Origin of the sequence: Pseudomonas sp. GD03858 (assembly GCF_029840925.1) — a bacterium.
In the GTDB taxonomy this organism is placed as follows: Bacteria; Pseudomonadota; Gammaproteobacteria; order Pseudomonadales; family Pseudomonadaceae; genus Aquipseudomonas.
This window is the reverse complement of the sequence record NZ_JAOCDM010000065.1, coordinates 13923-29472: the sequence shown is the minus strand read 5'-3', so window position 1 is coordinate 29472 and position 15550 is coordinate 13923. Positions and strand designations below refer to the sequence as shown.

Below are 15550 nucleotides of genomic sequence, written 5' to 3'. Positions count from 1 at the left end.
ACTGCCGCCGTACGACCTGCCCGAGCACAAGACCCGCATGACCATCAAGAGCCAGACCCACAAGGGCGATGGCTTCAACGAGTTGAGGTTCGAGGATGAGCTGGGGCGCCAGGAGGTGTTCATCCATGCCGAGCGGGACCAGAACAATGTGGTCAAGCACGATGAGACCACGCAAGTAGGGCACGATCGAAGCGAATGTGTGGGGCACGATGAACGTATCGAAGTCGGGCATGACCGCGTAGGGCAGGTGAGCAACGATGAGACGCTTGTGGTTGGGCGTGATCAGAGAAGTCAAGTTGGACAAGACAGGTTCGATGCCACGCACCGTGATCTGGAACAGATAATCAGGCGCCACTCAACGACCCATGTGGGCGGAGACCTAAATGAGAAAATTAATGGTCATCGTGAGTCCCTGACAGACGGCAACTCGCTTCACCAGGTCGGTGGACGTTATCAGCTGTCTGCAAGAGAAGCGATTGAGGTGACGTCTCCCGATATTACCATTCAGGCTGGGAGGCGCCTGTCCTTGGTTGGACCTTCGGGGCGGATTGTTATCGATGACAGTGGCATATCGATAGAGGCGACTCATATAAAAGTCAACGGCCCGTTGAATGTCCAGACAGCATCTCAAGGTGGCATTCACTGGGTTTGGGAGGGGGTTGCTCCTGCCGGTGACCTTCAGGAGTTTTTTCAGCTCATCAATGCCGAGACTGGTCAGCCTTTGGTGGACCACCCTTATGAGGTCAGGCGCAGTAATGGAAGTATTTTCCGTGCGAACTCTGACGAGCACGGCAGAACACGCGTGTTCAATTCCTGCTTTTCAGAGTTATTCGAGATTTTTCCGCTGAGTCTCGACGCTCGTAGTAAAAGAATTTCGGCCAGCTACTGGGATGATGAAGCTGATGGTATGGAGTTGGACTTCAAAGATTGAATACTCCCGGAGTCGAAGATGGAAAATAGAAATGAAGGACGCAAAGTTGCCAGCCGTCCTTGTAACTCCAGAGTTATGACAACCACAAAGCCGACTGCGACGGGTGCTGTTGTTCCTGTAACCGACCATCCCGATCTCTGGTATCTGTGCGAGAAGGCCAACTACGCTCAGCGCTTTCCCTATGTTCGTAGTGGCGACAATCGCGCAATGTATCAGCGGCGGGTTTCGTATTGGGCGCGGTTGGATAATGAAAACTTCGAATACCGGTTTCCTTACTGTGGGGAGGTCGGCTTCAACATGGCTCATCGTCCGCCCAGCCCGGTGATGAGCCTGAAGGAGCCGTACCGCCCCAGTACGTTCCCACTGTCGAAATATTCACTCATGCGCAACAAGTTGCTTGATGGATTGTCCGCCTTGTTTCTCGAGTATGATCTGCTCGACAAGCGCGAGGTGGAAGTTATGCTGGCGCGCCAAGACCTCGAGGACGGAGAGAGAATCCACATTGATCGTCGAATTACCAGGATTCTGGAAGGTGGTCATGTCAAAGGCTTGCTGCGGATTCCGGACATCGTCCGGCTGAGAACTTTCCATGAACCTGGCGTGGCACAGTACAGTCAGGGCAATTTGCAATCTGTTATCGAGATGAAATTTCCCGGTGATGTCCTGTCGCCTGCCCAGCAGGAAGCCTATGAACTCATTGCCGGGCCAGCGGGTCTGCGAGTCATGTACACGGAAACTTGCGAGTGCGCTGACCGAGAACAATGGCGGGAATGGGTAAGGGTCAGCGAGAAAGAACCTGTCTACAAGCCTATCCAGCAGGTTACTCGCCTGGGCTCGCGAATGAGTATCGAGAAAAACAAGCTGCTCGTCGCCCGTATCGATGCGGAACATGACGCGGTCAGGCGGTTACTGGGGGTTCAGGGGCCTGAGGCCCAAGGTCCTCAGTGGGTCGGGATGACTGATAGCCACGCTGCCCAGGCAAGCAATCGAAGGTCCGTGGCAGGAATGGAAATGGTTCTGGCTGCGCCTTTCGTGGCAGTCGGATCTGTTGCCGTTGCCGCACTTGCTGCTCCTGGCAGCGCGTTGTCTTCTGGCTCCACGGTTGCTCAAAGTGCAGGTCAGACGGTCACGTTCCGAGCAGTCCTAGAAGCGGCGCGCAAGTGGGTCCCTGCTTCGGTTGGGGGAGCAGCACCTGCAATGGCGAGCGAGGCGCCCGATAGGGCGAAGAGCAGTACCGTTCGCGAGCGGAACTGGAGCGAGTACGAGCTTCCCTCTTTGCAGAAAACCTATGTGCTTTGGGAAAACGCGGCGGTAAATGTTTATGAGTGATGATGAGTTTTTCGAGGGTTTTGCAAGAAGTCGCAATGACTTTTTATATGTCGATGATCGAGATGAAAGCAAAGTGGTAATAGATGTTGGTATTACCGCGGCTTTTCATGTCATGGGGGCTTACACGTCAGCCGGTCGTCAGCGTATTGCCGACGCCGTGCAAATATACTGCCGTTATCATGGTGAAAAATTGAAGTGGGGCTACACAGGGGCGGATGACCTGCAGGAGCATGACTACTCGCCAGCGAGCGCGATGGCGACGCTTGCCTATTTGAGGAAAGACGGGTTTGCAGAACCTCTGGCATTCCGCTGGGCTTGCGAAACGGGTTACGGGCAGGTCGCAAGTTACATGATCGATGGTTACTCACCTGCCGGCTGGGTCGAGGATATTCATGGCACCTTCACGACTATTCGGTTCTATCTGCCTATCGACGAGATCCTCGAAGGGCGTAAGTCTCGTTTCGAGTCATTGCTCAAGGAAATGCTCGAAGTACTCGCTCCCTCACATGCCGCGGCGGGTTTAGGCATACAGCACACCTATCAGTGGGAAGACTTCCAGCATATCGAGTACCAGATCGCCATGGCCTATCAAGGGCTGGATGTGGTTCGTCCGCGCGGCAATCCAAGCTGGCGCTCGGGCTACAGCAACCTCAACTGGTACACCTATATCAATAGCCAATGGATGGGCACACTGGGCACCCAGGACACCCTTCTGGCAACTCTGGATGACGTAAGGGTGGACATACAGTCGCTGGCAGATGGCATGCTGTTTCGCGCTGGTGACTGGCCTGTGTTGTGGAAAGTAGGCGTCGATCAACGGCCAGCGTTGTATGTGAGAGTCAATGAGGCAATCAAGACGTTGCGAGTAACCGATGCAGGGGCATTTCACTATGGGTCGATTGCCGGAGAGCCACGCATGAACCCGCTCGTCAGCAATGCCTGGATCAGGCGATTCGACCTGCCGGCTGGAATGGAGCTGCCGAGGACGCCCGTGCCGTATAGGCGTATATCGAAGGCGGAGCTGGAGCGCGCCGCAAGCAACAAGAAAATACTCGATGATTTTGTGGCATCCACGCCCCGCCACGACTGAGTCTCAGGGCCGAATCTCGATCAGCGTGCCGTCCTTGACCATGCTCCACACTTCCTGCATGTCGTCGTTGCGCATGGCGATGCAGCCCTCGGTCCAGTCGAGGGTGTGGAAATACCACTCCGGGTAATCCTCGTTGATCGGTGTGCCATGGATCATGATCATGCTGCCGGGCGCCACGCCTTCACGCCGGGCCTTGGCCGCGTCGCTGATATTGGGGTAGGAGATGTGCATGGACAGGTTGAAGCGGTCGCTGGTCTTGCGCCAATCCAGCCAGTACAGGCCCTCGGGCGTTTTCTTGTCGCCTTCGCGCTCCTTGGCGCCCTTGGGCTGCTTGCCCAGGGAGATACGGTAGGTCTTGAGCGGTTCGCCTCGGCTGATCAGCTGCAGGCGGCGCTCGGACTTGATCACCAGCACTTTGTCGATCATGCGCTCCTGCTGGGGCGTGCCGAGGGCTGGCTGGACCGGCGACGGGGTGGCCGACGGGGTCTGGCGGATGATGGTCTCGGTGAAGGCCGCTTGCGACACCGAGACGACACTGAGGCAGAAGAGGGCAAGCAGCCAGCGCATGAAACCTATCCCTGAAAACTTTAGGTGGTGGACGACGAGACGTTCATCGGCGGCAGGTATTCATGGCCTATCGGGTAGTGCTGCCTGATGCGGTCGCGATAATAGCATTCTAGTGTGCGTGTGACGGTGCGGAAAGCCAGCTCACTCCAAGGAATTTCGTGCTCCTCGAACAGCCGCACTTCCAGGCTCTCGACGCCGACGGCGAAGTCCAGGTCGGCGAGCTCGGCGCGAAAGAACACATGCACCTGGTTGATGTGCGGCAGGTCGAACAGCTGGTAGAGCGTGGTTTCGCCGACCCGGGCGCAGGCTTCCTCGACGGTTTCGCGACGGGCGGCCTGGTCGAGGGTCTCGCCATTCTCCATGAAGCCGGCGGGCAGGGTCCAGAAACCGCGGCGCGGCTCGATGGCGCGGCGACACAGCAGCACCTGGCTGCCCCAGGTGGGCAACACGCCAGCGACGATATTGGGGTTCTGGTAGTGAATGGTATGGCAATGCTCGCACACGTAGCGCAGGCGGCTGTCGCCTTCGGGAATTCGCTGGGTGACCGGTTGGCCGCACGCGCTGCAGAATTTCATGCTTTATTCATTCCTGTGGGGTCGGGCTATCTTGGCGCGCTCGACCCGTCCACCGCAAGCGGCCTACGGGCGGGGCTTGGGTGCCTCGCGGCTTTGGTGCATCATGCGGGGCAGGCCTTGGAATCGAGAGTGCGTAATGCTGGACGAGCTTCTTCGCCGAATGAGCAACCACACCCCGGCATCGCTGGAGGTGGACCGCCGCTTTCCCGAGGCGGCGGTGCTGCTGCCCATCACCCGCAGCGACGAGCCGGAGCTGGTCTTGACGCTACGGGCCAAGGGCCTTTCCACCCATGGTGGCGAAGTGGCATTCCCTGGTGGTCGACGCGATCCAGAAGACCCTGACCTGGTGTTCACCGCCCTGCGTGAAGCGGAAGAGGAAATCGGCCTGCCGCCCGGCCTGGTGGAGGTGCTTGGACCGCTCAGTCCTCTGGTCTCGCTGCACGGCCTGAAGGTGGTGCCATTCGTCGGCTTGATTCCCGATTATGTCGAGTACCGCGCCAACGACGCGGAAATCGCCGCCGTGTTCAGCGTGCCGCTGGCGTTTTTCCGCCAGGACCCGCGCGACCATACCCACCGTATCGACTATCAGGGCCGCAGTTGGTACGTGCCCAGTTATCGCTATGGCGACTACAAGATCTGGGGCTTGTCGGCGATCATGATCGTCGAGCTGGTCAACCTGCTGTTCGATGCCGGCATCAGCCTGCACCAGCCACCCGAGCGTTTCATCCAGAACTGAGCGGGGCTCACCCCGCCATCGACGCAACCGTGAGGAGCGATACATGAAATACCGCCTGGGCGACCTGCGGGTCGAGACCCATCCCGAGAGCTGGACCGCGCCCAACGCCACCCTGATCGGCAGGGTGCGTCTGCAGGCGCGTGCCAGCGTGTGGTTCGGCGCGGTGCTGCGCGGCGACAACGAGCTGATCGACATCGGCGAGGACAGCAACGTCCAGGATGGCACGGTGATGCATACCGACATGGGCTCGCCGCTGACCATCGGCAAGGGCGTGACCATCGGCCACAACGCCATGCTGCATGGCTGCACGGTGGGCGACTACAGCCTGATCGGCATCAATGCGGTGATCCTCAACGGAGCGCGCATCGGCAGGCACTGCATCATCGGCGCCAATGCGCTGATCCCCGAAGGCAAGGAGATCCCCGACGGTTCGCTGGTGATGGGCTCGCCAGGCAAGGTGGTGCGCGAGCTCAGCGAGCAACAGATGCGCATGCTCGAGGCCAGCGCCGTGCACTATGTGGAAAACGCCAGGCGTTACGCGCGCGAGTTGGTGATCGATGAAGACTGACGAACGGCCGGTGGCCTCGCCCTGTGTCAGCGTCTGCGCGCTGGACGAGCAGGACATCTGCACGGGCTGCCAGCGCACGGTGGACGAGATCAGCCGCTGGGGGCGGATGGACAACGCCGAGCGCCGTGCCGTGCTTGCGCTTTGCCATGCGCGGGCGGTGGCGGCGGGGCTGATCATCGGGCTGTAGGCCTCTTCGCGGTTAAACCCGCTCCCACAGGATCCTCGCTGTCTCTGGCTGTGGGAGCGGGTTTACCCGCGAAGAAGCTGGCGCTAATCTGTGCGGCTTGCCCACCAAACACACAGACCATGTTCTATCTCATCGCCTACATCAGCAGCGTGGTGCTGATCAACTACGCCTTTTCCAGCGCACCGCACCTGGACGTGATCTGGTCCGCCTGGGGCGGACTGGTGTTCATCCTGCGCGACATGGTGCAGACCCGCTACGGCCATGGCGCGTTGCTGGCCATGCTGGTGGCGTTGGTGCTGTCCTACGTGACCTCGGAGCCGGCCATCGCTTTGGCCAGCGCCACCGCGTTCTTCGTTTCCGAACTGATCGACTGGCTGGTGTTCAGCGTCACCCGCCGGCCCCTGCGCGATCGCCTGTGGCTGAGCTCAGCGCTGAGCATTCCGGTGGATACCTTCATCTTCTTCGGCATGATCGGCGCGCTGACCCCGGCGGTGATCGGCACGGCGCTGGCCTCGAAATTCGCCGGGGTCACGGCGGTCTGGTTGATCATGGCCTGGCGGGCACGGCGCGCAGTAGCCACATCCTGATGTAGAATACCGGTCCATTTTTCAGCGGGCGGCAGCCAGCGTGGCGCGGCCCCGGACGCCTTCGAGGACCTGAAATGACCCGTATCGGAACCCCATTGTCGCCCACCGCGACCCGTGTACTGCTGTGCGGCTGCGGCGAGCTGGGCAAGGAAGTGGTGATCGAGTTGCAGCGCCTGGGCGTCGAGGTGATTGCCGTGGACCGCTACGCCAATGCGCCAGCCATGCAGGTCGCGCACCGCAGCCACGTGATCAACATGCTCGACGGCGTCGCCCTGCGCGCGGTGATCGAAGCGGAGAAGCCGCACTACATCGTGCCCGAAATCGAGGCCATCGCCACCGCCACCCTGGTGGAGCTGGAGAACGAGGGTTTCAATGTGGTGCCCACGGCCCGCGCCACCCAGCTGACGATGAACCGCGAAGGCATCCGCCGCCTGGCCGCCGAGGAGCTGGACCTGCCGACCTCGCCGTACCACTTCGCCGATACCTTCGAGGATTACAGCAAAGCGGTCGCGGACCTGGGTTACCCGTGCGTGGTCAAGCCGGTGATGAGTTCCTCGGGCAAGGGCCAGAGCCTGCTGCGCAGCGCCGACGACCTGCAGAAGGCCTGGGACTATGCCCAGGAGGGTGGCCGCGCCGGCAAGGGTCGGGTGATCATCGAGGGTTTCATCGACTTCGAGTACGAGATCACTTTGCTGACCGTGCGTCATGTCGGTGGTACCACCTTCCTCGAGCCGGTCGGGCACCGCCAGGAGAAGGGCGATTACCAGGAGTCCTGGCAGCCCCAGGCGATGAGCCCGAAGGCGCTGGCCGAGTCGCAGCGCGTGGCGCAGGCGGTCACCGATGCGCTGGGTGGCCGTGGCCTGTTCGGCGTGGAGTTGTTCGTCAAGGGCGACCAGGTGTGGTTCAGCGAGGTCTCGCCACGTCCCCACGACACCGGTCTGGTGACCCTGATTTCCCAGGACCTGTCGCAGTTCGCCCTGCATGCCCGGGCCATTCTCGGCCTGCCGATCCCGGTGGTGCGCCAGTTCGGCCCGTCGGCCTCGGCGGTGATCCTGCCGCAAGGCCAGTCGCAGCAGACCAGCTTCGCCAACCTCGGCGCCGCCCTGAGCGAACCGGATACCGCCATTCGCCTGTTCGGCAAGCCGGAGATCAACGGCACCCGCCGCATGGGCGTGTGCCTGGCGCGCGACGAGTCGGTCGAGGCCGCTCGGGCCAAGGCGACCCGCGCTTCGCAGGCGGTCAAGGTCGAGTTCTAAGCTGCAAGCCTTGAGCTGCAAGCCGCAAGTAAGAGCTGCGCCATGTACGGTCTGCTTTTTCTTGCAGCTTGCAGCTTGCAGCTTGCAGCTTAGAGCTTGCTTAGAGCTGGCTGTCGCGTGTCTCTTTCAGGCACAACACGGCAATCAGACTGATCACCGCCGCCACCGACACATATCCCCCCACCCAGCTCAACCCCCCCATGCTCACCAGCTTCTGGGCAAAGAACGGTGCCGCCGAGGCGCCGACGATGCCGCCCAGGTTGTAGGCCGCCGAGGCGCCGGTATAGCGCACATGGGTCGGGAACAGCTCCGGCAGCAGCGCGCCCATCGGCGCGAAGGTCACCCCCATCAGGAACAGCTCGATGGCCAGGAACAGCGCCACGCCCGTGGTCGAGCCCGAGGTCAGCAGCGGTTCCATGGTGAAGCCCGAGGCGATCGCCAGCAGGCCGCCGACCACCAGCACCGGCTTGCGCCCGTAGCGGTCGCTGAGCCAGGCCGACAGCGGCGTGGCCAGGGCCATGAAGACCACGGCGAAGCACAGCAGGCCGAGGAAGGTCTCGCGGCTGTAGCCCAGGGTGGTCACGCCATAGCTGAGCGAGAACACCGTGGAGATATAGAACAGCGCATAGCACACCACCATGGCCGCGGCCCCCAGCAAGGTGGGCAGCCAGTACCGGGCGAACAGATCGACCACCGGCATCTTCACCCGCTCGTGGCGGGCGACCGCCTTGGCGAACACCGGGCTCTCCTCCAGTTTCAGGCGCACATACAGGCCAACCAGCACCAGGGCGGCACTGAGCAGGAACGGAATGCGCCAGCCCCATTCACGGAACTGCTCATCGCTGAGCACCAGGGCCAGGGTGAGGAACAGGCCGTTGGCGGCGAGGAAGCCGATCGACGGGCCAAGTTGCGGGAACATGCCGAACCAGGCGCGCTTGCCCTCGGGTGCGTTCTCGGTGGCCAACAGTGCCGCGCCACCCCATTCGCCACCCAGCCCCAGGCCCTGGCCGAAGCGCAGCACGCAGAGGATGATCGGCGCCCATACGCCGATGCTGTCGTAGCCGGGCAGCACACCGATCAGTGTGGTGGAGACGCCCATCAGCAGCAGTGAGGCGACCAGGGTCGATTTGCGCCCGATACGGTCGCCGAAGTGGCCGAACAGCGCCGAGCCCAGCGGTCGGGCGAGAAAGGCGATACCGAAGGTGAGGAACGCCGCGAGCATCTGCGCGGTGCCCGATCCGGAGGGAAAGAACACCGGGCCGATCACCAGCGCGGCGGCGGTGGCGTAGACGTAGAAATCGTAGAACTCGATGGCGGTGCCGATGAAGCTGGCGGTGGCCACCCGGGCCGGAGAATTGACCGGGGTCGCCGAGGCAGGTTCGGCGTAGGTGCTGCTGGTAGTCATGCGAAGGTCCCTGACAGTCATGCTCCATGGGGCACGGCCCATGTGACGGGCACACGGGAGCCGGAGCGTATTGTTGTTGGTCGCCCGACTGACGATAGCCCAAGGGATAGGGGAGGAACGGGTGCTGTTCAGGGTGTCGAAGCAGGACCGCGGGGCATGTCGGTGGTGCGGACTGGCCGTGGGGCGCCGGGTGCGGGTAGCAGGCGGACGGCAGGGCTGGGTAAGCGTGGACCGAGTATAGCTATCGAGTCACGGTCCAGACCAGTACCTTGCTGGCGCAGTTGTCCTCGGTCTCGAGGATCTCCAGGCGGTAACGGCCGATTTTCAGGCACACCGCGCTTGCCGGGATGCTTTCCAGGGCTTCGGTGACCAGGCCGTTGAGGGTTTTCGGCCCGCCGTCGCAGGGCAGGTGCCAGCCGAGCGTGCGATTGATCTCGCGCAGCGATGCGGTGCCTTCGATGACGAAGCGTCCATCGGGCTGAGGGTGGACATGGGGGTTGTCGAGGCTGTGCTCGTCCTCGAACTCGCCGACGATCTCTTCGAGAATGTCTTCCAGGGTGACGATGCCCAGCACTTCGCCGTACTCGTCCACCACCACGCCCATGCGCCGCTGCTGCTTGTGGAAGTTCAGCAACTGCATCTGCAGCGGGGTGCTTTCGGGGACGAAGTAGGGCTCGTAGCAGGCCGCCCGGAGCTTCTCCAGGGTCAGCTCGGCCCGCGGCAGCAGGTGGCTGATCAGTTTGGTGTTGAGCACCGCTTCGACCTGGTTGATGTCGTTGTGGTAGACCGGCAGGCGTGTGTGGCGGCTGACGATCAACTGCTCGATGATGCGTTCGATGGGGTCGTCGAGATTGACGCCGTCGACCTCGTTGCGCGGTACCAGGATGTCGTTGACGGTGATCTTGTCCAGCGCCTGCAGGCCATCCAGCAGGCCGGGGCGTGGCATATCGCCGGTGGCATCTTCATCGGCTTCGTCATCTTGTTGCGGATGCAGGGCCACGGCGCTCGGCTGCACGCGGAACGGGCGCAGGATCAGCCGGGCGCAACCATCGAGCAGGCAAGCTGGCGGCTGCAGCAGCGCCAGTGGCAGTCTCAGCAGGTTACCGCCCAGGCTCAGGAAGGACTGCGGGTTGCGTCGGGCCAGGCGGCGCGGCAGGTACTCGGCGAGCACCAGCAGGCCAAGGGCGGCGCCAAGGCCGGCCAACCAGAAGCCGTGCTCGCCGCTGTAGCGCTGGCCGATCAGGCAGGCCAGGCCCAGTACCAGCAGCTTGCCGAGGCTGGCACCGAGCACCAGGCCCTGGGCGGGCAGGGCGGGGTCCGCCTGGCCGTTGAGCTGCTGGCGGGCGGCATCCACCGCGGTAAACAGTGCCGACCACAGCAGGGCCAGTGCGATGATGCCGAGCAATGGGGCGTACGGCAGGGTGTCCATGGGTGGCCGTCAGATGTGCAGGATGAATTCGCGGACCAGCTTGCTGCCGAAGTAGGCCAGCATCAGCAGGCAGAAGCCGGCCAGGGTCCAGCGGATCGCCTTGTGGCCGCGCCAGCCCAGGCGGGTACGGCCCCACAGCAGCACGCTGAACACGATCCAGGCCACGCAGGCCAGCAGCGTCTTGTGCACCAGGTGCTGGGCGAACAGGTTGTCGAGGAACAGCCAGCCGGAAACCAGCGACAGCGACAGCAGTACCCAGCCCGCCCACAGGAAACCGAACAACAGGCTTTCCATGGTCTGCAACGGCGGGAAGTTGCGGATCAACCCGGACGGGTGCTTGTGCTTGAGCTGGTGGTCCTGGAGCAACAGCAGCAGAGCCTGGAACACGGCGATGGTGAACAGGCCATAGGCCAGGATCGACAGCAGAATATGCGCGAGGATGCCCGGTTCTTCGTTGATCAGCGGTGCCGTGCCGGGTGGCGCGAACTGGGCCAGCAGCGCGGTCACCGCGCCGAGCGGGAACAGCAGCACCAGCAGGTTTTCCACCGGGATGCTCAGGCAGGCCAGGAGCGTGAGACCGATCACTGCCGCGGCGATCAGGCTGGCGGCGCTGAAGAAGTCCAGGCTCAGGCCCAGCGGGGTGATCAGCTGGAAGAACAGGGCGCCACCCTGGGCGGCGACCGCCAGGGTGCCGAGCAGGCCAAGCAGCCGTTTGTCGGCGCGGGCGCCACGGGCCAGGCCGGTGGCCTGATAGACGGTCGCGGCCAGATAAAGGAAGGCGGCGATCAGATTGGGGATGAGGCTGGGTGAAGAGAACATAAGTCCTGGCAGGCAAGCCCTAAAGGGACGGAGTTTGGCATAGATCGCGGTGGGCAAGGAAGACCAGGAAGCCTTGCTCCGGTGCCTGGCGGGCGACTTGTGCCCCATATGCCGGCCTCTTCGCGGGTAAACCCGCTCCTACAGGGGCATACGCGATCTCTGTGGGAGCGGGTTTACCCGCGAATCAGGCCGGCATGGCCACCGAATATCCAGCGGTCCGGCGCCAAGGTGTGCGCCACCGTCGCTCTCAGCTATAATCGCCGCCTTGCTCTGCCCGGCGCGTGTACATATTCACCTGGGCACCTGAAAAACCTCGGCTTCACTGGGCCTGAAAGGATCACCATGTTCGAAAACCTGACCGACCGCCTGTCACAGACGCTGCGCCATGTCACCGGCAAGGCCAAGCTGACCGAAGACAACATCAAGGACACGCTGCGCGAAGTGCGCATGGCCCTGCTCGAGGCCGACGTCGCCCTGCCGGTGGTCAAGGATTTCGTCAACAGCATCAAGGAGCGCGCGGTCGGCACCGAGGTGTCACGCAGCCTGACCCCGGGCCAGGCCTTCGTGAAGATCGTCCAGGCCGAGCTGGAAAGCCTGATGGGGGCGGCCAACGAAGAGCTGACGCTCAACGCCGCTCCGCCTGCAGTCGTGCTGATGGCCGGCCTGCAGGGCGCCGGTAAGACCACCACCGCCGGCAAGCTGGCGCGCCACCTGAAAGAGCGCAAGAAGAAGAGCGTGATGGTGGTGTCGGCCGACGTCTACCGTCCGGCGGCAATCAAGCAGCTCGAAACCCTGGCCAATGACATCGGCGTGACCTTCTTCCCGTCGGACATCAGCCAGAAGCCGGTGGCCATTGCCGAGGCGGCGATCCGCGAAGCCAAGCTCAAGTTCATCGACGTGGTGATCGTCGACACCGCCGGCCGCCTGCATGTCGACGCCGACATGATGGACGAGATCAAGGCCCTGCACGCCGCGGTCAAACCGATCGAAACGTTGTTCGTGGTCGACGCCATGACCGGCCAGGACGCCGCCAACACCGCCAAGGCCTTCGGCGACGCCCTGCCGCTGACCGGCGTGGTGCTGACCAAGGTCGACGGCGACGCCCGTGGCGGTGCCGCGCTGTCGGTGCGCGCGATCACCGGCAAGCCGATCAAGTTCATCGGCATGGGCGAGAAGACCGAAGCCCTGGAGCCGTTCCACCCGGACCGTATCGCCTCGCGCATCCTCGGCATGGGCGACGTGCTCAGCCTGATCGAGCAGGCCGAGCAGAACATCGACAAGGCCAAGGCCGACAAACTGGCCAAGAAGCTGAAGAAGGGCAAGGGCTTCGACCTCGAGGACTTCCGCGACCAACTGCAGCAGATGAAGAACATGGGTGGCCTCGGCGGCCTGATGGACAAGCTGCCCAGCATCGGTGGCGTGAACCTGTCGCAGATGGGCAATGCCCAGGGCGCTGCCGAGAAGCAGTTCAAGCAGATGGAGGCGATCATCAACTCCATGACTCCGGCCGAGCGCCGCGACCCCGACCTGATCAGCGGCTCTCGCAAGCGCCGTATCGCCCTGGGTTCCGGCACCCAGGTGCAGGACATCGGCCGCTTGATCAAGCAGCACAAGCAGATGCAGAAGATGATGAAGAAATTCTCCGCCAAGGGCGGCATGGCCAAGATGATGCGTGGCCTTGGCGGGATGCTGCCGGGTGGCGGCATGCCGAAACTGTAAAGAATCCGGTGGGTTTCCTTATAAGAGGAAGCCCGCCAGAACCCCGCTACGGCGGGATCATGGCCGCCGCGAGGTGGCCCAAACCGGCGAAACTGAGCGGCAGGCCCTGGCTTTGCCGAAAAAGGCATTTGCAAATGTCCGTGTATTCCCCGAGAATATGCGGCCTTTTGGGCACCCGTGTGCCCATTGGGCATTCAGTTTTGCAGCACCGACTATAGGAACGATGTTCACATGGTAACCATTCGTCTGGCCCGTGGCGGCTCGAAAAAGCGCCCATTCTACCACCTGACCGTGACCAACTCGCGTAACGCCCGTGACGGCCGTTTCGTTGAGCGCGTTGGCTTCTTCAACCCGATCGCATCGGGCGCCGAAGTCAAGCTGTCGGTCAACCAAGAGCGCGTCACCTACTGGCTGAGCCAGGGCGCACAGCCGTCTGAGCGTGTTGCTCAGCTGCTGAAGGAAGCTGCCAAGGCTGCAGCCTGAGCAGTATGAACGCGACGCCAGAAAAGGCTGACGACCTCATCGTCGTTGGCAAGATTTTTTCGGTTCACGGCGTTCGCGGCGAGGTGAAGGTGTATTCCTTTACCGATCCGATTGAAAACCTGTTGGATTATCCGCGCTGGACGCTCAGGCACGAAGGCAAGGTAAAGCAGGTCGAGCTGGTCAACGGTCGTGGCTCCCAGAAGGGCCTGGTCGTGAAACTCAAAGGCCTCGATGATCGTGATGAAGCCCGTCTTCTGAGCGGTTACGAAATCTGCATCCCGCGGAGCCTTTTGCCCAACCTGGCAGCCGACGAGTACTACTGGTACCAGTTGGTGGGCCTGAAGGTCATCAATCAGGACGAACAGCTGTTCGGCAAGATCGATCACCTGTTGGAGACCGGCGCGAACGATGTAATGGTGGTCAAGCCCTGCGCAGGCAGCCTGGATGATCGCGAGCGTCTGTTGCCCTATACCGGGCAGTGCGTGCTGGCAATCGACCTGGAAGCAGGCGTGATGCGGGTTGAGTGGGACGCGGATTTCTAAACGATGGGTAACCTTCGCGTAGACGTCATTACGTTGTTCCCCGAGATGTTCTCGGCCATCACGGAGTACGGCATTACCAGCCGCGCGGTGAAACAGGGGTTGCTGCAAGTGACCTGCTGGAACCCGCGGGACTACACCACAGATCGCCACCACACCGTGGACGATCGGCCGTTTGGCGGTGGTCCGGGCATGGTGATGAAGATCAAGCCTCTGGAAGACGCCCTGGTTAGCGCCAGGCAGGCAACCGGAGCATCGGCAAAGGTGATCTACCTTTCGCCACAAGGCCGCAAGCTGACCCAGCAGGCGGTCAAAGGCCTGGCCGAACAGGAATCGTTGATCCTGATCGCCGGTCGTTATGAAGGCATCGACGAGCGCTTTATCGAGGCTCATGTCGATGAGGAGTGGTCGATTGGCGACTATGTGCTTTCCGGTGGCGAGCTGCCGGCCATGGTACTGATCGATGCGGTTACACGGCTGCTGCCCGGAGCTTTAGGGCATGTGGACTCGGCGGAGGAAGACTCTTTCACCGACGGTCTGCTGGATTGCCCGCACTACACCCGACCTGAGGTGTATGCGGATCAGCGTGTTCCCGACGTGTTGCTAAGTGGCAACCATGCACATATCCGGCGTTGGCGGATGAAGCAGTCCCTTGGTAGGACCTTCGAACGACGCGCCGATCTTCTGGAAAGTCGCTCGCTTTCTGGAGAAGAGAAGAAGCTGCTCGAGGAATACATCCGCGAGCGGGACGATAGTTAAACGTATCGATGGTGGATCGAGTATCCATCTTAGGAGCACAGCATGACCAACAAGATCATCCAGCAGCTCGAAGCCGAGCAGATGAGCAAAGAGATCCCGACCTTCGCGCCAGGCGACACCGTTGTCGTCCAGGTTAAAGTGAAGGAAGGCGACCGCTCGCGTCTGCAGGCGTTCGAAGGCGTTGTTATCGCCAAGCGTAACCGCGGTCTGAACAGCGCCTTCACCGTGCGCAAGATCTCCAGCGGCGTTGGCGTAGAGCGTACCTTCCAGACCTACAGCCCGCAGATCGACAGCCTGGCCGTGAAACGTCGTGGTGACGTGCGTAAAGCCAAGCTGTACTACCTGCGCGACCTGTCCGGCAAAGCCGCTCGCATCAAGGAAAAACTGTCCTGAGTACAGTTTGCCTGGCGGCCTAGGCCGCCTTGCGAGAAAAAAGCAGCCTTCGGGCTGCTTTTTTGCATTTTGCGATTTGTGTTGGCTGCTTCGCGGGTAAACCCGCTCCCACAGGTTCATCGCCCTCTGTGGGAGCGGGTTTACCCGCGAAGCAGGCGACCTTGCTTTCAGACTTTGC

17 protein-coding genes and 1 pseudogene are annotated in these 15550 nt (G+C 61.9%); 13 read left to right on the top strand and 5 right to left on the bottom strand.

The annotated features are described in order from the left end of the window. The 3 genes and pseudogenes from N5D48_RS16835 to N5D48_RS16825 form a co-directional block, all read left to right on the top strand. Window positions 1-931, top strand: a pseudogene (locus tag N5D48_RS16835) (hypothetical protein); the annotation flags it as partial. Between the two features lie 18 nt (window positions 932-949). Next, complete coding sequence (locus tag N5D48_RS16830; protein WP_279886317.1) at window positions 950-2260, top strand: VRR-NUC domain-containing protein; 1311 nt, start codon at window positions 950-952, stop codon at window positions 2258-2260. Then, window positions 2253-3350 (top strand): type VI immunity family protein, encoded by a 1098-nt coding sequence (locus tag N5D48_RS16825; protein WP_279886315.1) that lies wholly within the window; start codon window positions 2253-2255, stop codon window positions 3348-3350. Before N5D48_RS16830 ends, N5D48_RS16825 begins: the two co-directional genes overlap by 8 nt. Before the next feature lie 3 nt (window positions 3351-3353). Here N5D48_RS16825 and N5D48_RS16820 read toward each other — a convergent pair whose 3' ends face one another. Together N5D48_RS16820 and N5D48_RS16815 are read right to left on the bottom strand one after the other, a co-directional pair. Continuing rightward, complete coding sequence (locus N5D48_RS16820; RefSeq protein ID WP_279886314.1) at window positions 3354-3917, bottom strand: L,D-transpeptidase family protein; 564 nt, start codon at window positions 3915-3917, stop codon at window positions 3354-3356. Between the two features lie 20 nt (window positions 3918-3937). Beyond that, window positions 3938-4492 (bottom strand): NUDIX hydrolase, encoded by a 555-nt coding sequence (locus N5D48_RS16815; protein ID WP_279886312.1) that lies wholly within the window; start codon window positions 4490-4492, stop codon window positions 3938-3940. A 136-nt stretch (window positions 4493-4628) separates the two neighbouring features. Here N5D48_RS16815 and N5D48_RS16810 point away from each other — a divergent pair, with 136 nt between their 5' ends. The 5 genes from N5D48_RS16810 (at window position 4629) to purT (ending at window position 7826) form a co-directional block, all read left to right on the top strand. Beyond that, window positions 4629-5228 carry a CoA pyrophosphatase gene (locus tag N5D48_RS16810; protein WP_279886310.1) on the top strand — a complete coding sequence of 200 codons (600 nt, stop codon included), beginning with the start codon at window positions 4629-4631 and terminating at the stop codon, window positions 5226-5228. A 43-nt stretch (window positions 5229-5271) separates the two neighbouring features. Continuing rightward, on the top strand, window positions 5272-5796 hold the full coding sequence (locus tag N5D48_RS16805; RefSeq protein ID WP_279886308.1) for a gamma carbonic anhydrase family protein: 525 nt from the start codon (window positions 5272-5274) through the stop codon (window positions 5794-5796). Beyond that, window positions 5786-5983 (top strand): DUF1289 domain-containing protein, encoded by a 198-nt coding sequence (locus N5D48_RS16800; protein ID WP_279886307.1) that lies wholly within the window; start codon window positions 5786-5788, stop codon window positions 5981-5983. Before N5D48_RS16805 ends, N5D48_RS16800 begins: the two co-directional genes overlap by 11 nt. 119 nt (window positions 5984-6102) lie before the next feature. Further along, window positions 6103-6570 (top strand): VUT family protein, encoded by a 468-nt coding sequence (locus N5D48_RS16795; protein WP_279886305.1) that lies wholly within the window; start codon window positions 6103-6105, stop codon window positions 6568-6570. Between the two features lie 74 nt (window positions 6571-6644). After that, window positions 6645-7826 carry a formate-dependent phosphoribosylglycinamide formyltransferase gene (purT, locus tag N5D48_RS16790; protein ID WP_279886304.1) on the top strand — a complete coding sequence of 394 codons (1182 nt, stop codon included), beginning with the start codon at window positions 6645-6647 and terminating at the stop codon, window positions 7824-7826. A 100-nt stretch (window positions 7827-7926) separates the two neighbouring features. On the opposite strand, the gene N5D48_RS16785 is transcribed toward purT, so the two are convergent. The 3 genes from N5D48_RS16785 to N5D48_RS16775 all read right to left on the bottom strand — a co-directional run bounded on the left by N5D48_RS16785 (window position 7927) and on the right by N5D48_RS16775 (window position 11479). Next, a complete protein-coding gene (locus N5D48_RS16785; RefSeq protein ID WP_279886302.1) occupies window positions 7927-9231 on the bottom strand; it encodes an MFS transporter in 1305 nt (434 codons plus the stop codon). Between the two features lie 241 nt (window positions 9232-9472). Continuing rightward, entirely contained in the window at window positions 9473-10660 is a 1188-nt protein-coding gene (locus N5D48_RS16780; protein ID WP_279886301.1) for a transporter associated domain-containing protein, read from the bottom strand. Window positions 10661-10669: 9 nt separating this feature from the next. Then, window positions 10670-11479: an inner membrane protein YpjD gene (locus N5D48_RS16775; protein ID WP_279886299.1), complete on the bottom strand. Its 810-nt coding sequence runs from the start codon at window positions 11477-11479 to the stop codon at window positions 10670-10672. Window positions 11480-11821: 342 nt separating this feature from the next. Between N5D48_RS16775 and ffh the strand changes: the two genes are divergently transcribed. The 5 genes from ffh (at window position 11822) to rplS (ending at window position 15372) form a co-directional block, all read left to right on the top strand. Next, complete coding sequence (gene ffh / locus N5D48_RS16770; RefSeq protein WP_050704199.1) at window positions 11822-13198, top strand: signal recognition particle protein; 1377 nt, start codon at window positions 11822-11824, stop codon at window positions 13196-13198. Between the two features lie 231 nt (window positions 13199-13429). Further along, the gene (rpsP, locus tag N5D48_RS16765) at window positions 13430-13681 is read left to right on the top strand and encodes a 30S ribosomal protein S16 (RefSeq protein WP_011535318.1); all 252 of its coding nucleotides are present in this window, start codon (window positions 13430-13432) and stop codon (window positions 13679-13681) included. A 5-nt stretch (window positions 13682-13686) separates the two neighbouring features. Then, a complete protein-coding gene (gene rimM / locus N5D48_RS16760; protein ID WP_279886297.1) occupies window positions 13687-14223 on the top strand; it encodes a ribosome maturation factor RimM in 537 nt (178 codons plus the stop codon). A 3-nt stretch (window positions 14224-14226) separates the two neighbouring features. Next, complete coding sequence (gene trmD, locus N5D48_RS16755) at window positions 14227-14979, top strand: tRNA (guanosine(37)-N1)-methyltransferase TrmD (protein WP_028691588.1); 753 nt, start codon at window positions 14227-14229, stop codon at window positions 14977-14979. A gap of 42 nt (window positions 14980-15021) precedes the next feature. After that, entirely contained in the window at window positions 15022-15372 is a 351-nt protein-coding gene (gene rplS / locus N5D48_RS16750; RefSeq protein WP_011535315.1) for a 50S ribosomal protein L19, read from the top strand. Window positions 15373-15550 lie beyond the last annotated feature (178 nt).

Coding starts and splice junctions, on each gene's coding strand:
- N5D48_RS16830 (WP_279886317.1), top strand. CDS start 950: ATGGAAAATAGAAATGAAGGACGCAAAGTTGCCAGCCGTCCTTGTAAC.
- N5D48_RS16825 (WP_279886315.1), top strand. CDS start 2,253: ATGAGTGATGATGAGTTTTTCGAGGGTTTTGCAAGAAGTCGCAATGAC.
- N5D48_RS16820 (WP_279886314.1), bottom strand. CDS start 3,917: ATGCGCTGGCTGCTTGCCCTCTTCTGCCTCAGTGTCGTCTCGGTGTCG.
- N5D48_RS16815 (WP_279886312.1), bottom strand. CDS start 4,492: ATGAAATTCTGCAGCGCGTGCGGCCAACCGGTCACCCAGCGAATTCCC.
- N5D48_RS16810 (WP_279886310.1), top strand. CDS start 4,629: ATGCTGGACGAGCTTCTTCGCCGAATGAGCAACCACACCCCGGCATCG.
- N5D48_RS16805 (WP_279886308.1), top strand. CDS start 5,272: ATGAAATACCGCCTGGGCGACCTGCGGGTCGAGACCCATCCCGAGAGC.
- N5D48_RS16800 (WP_279886307.1), top strand. CDS start 5,786: ATGAAGACTGACGAACGGCCGGTGGCCTCGCCCTGTGTCAGCGTCTGC.
- N5D48_RS16795 (WP_279886305.1), top strand. CDS start 6,103: ATGTTCTATCTCATCGCCTACATCAGCAGCGTGGTGCTGATCAACTAC.
- purT (WP_279886304.1), top strand. CDS start 6,645: ATGACCCGTATCGGAACCCCATTGTCGCCCACCGCGACCCGTGTACTG.
- N5D48_RS16785 (WP_279886302.1), bottom strand. CDS start 9,231: ATGACTACCAGCAGCACCTACGCCGAACCTGCCTCGGCGACCCCGGTC.
- N5D48_RS16780 (WP_279886301.1), bottom strand. CDS start 10,660: ATGGACACCCTGCCGTACGCCCCATTGCTCGGCATCATCGCACTGGCC.
- N5D48_RS16775 (WP_279886299.1), bottom strand. CDS start 11,479: ATGTTCTCTTCACCCAGCCTCATCCCCAATCTGATCGCCGCCTTCCTT.
- ffh (WP_050704199.1), top strand. CDS start 11,822: ATGTTCGAAAACCTGACCGACCGCCTGTCACAGACGCTGCGCCATGTC.
- rpsP (WP_011535318.1), top strand. CDS start 13,430: ATGGTAACCATTCGTCTGGCCCGTGGCGGCTCGAAAAAGCGCCCATTC.
- rimM (WP_279886297.1), top strand. CDS start 13,687: ATGAACGCGACGCCAGAAAAGGCTGACGACCTCATCGTCGTTGGCAAG.
- trmD (WP_028691588.1), top strand. CDS start 14,227: ATGGGTAACCTTCGCGTAGACGTCATTACGTTGTTCCCCGAGATGTTC.
- rplS (WP_011535315.1), top strand. CDS start 15,022: ATGACCAACAAGATCATCCAGCAGCTCGAAGCCGAGCAGATGAGCAAA.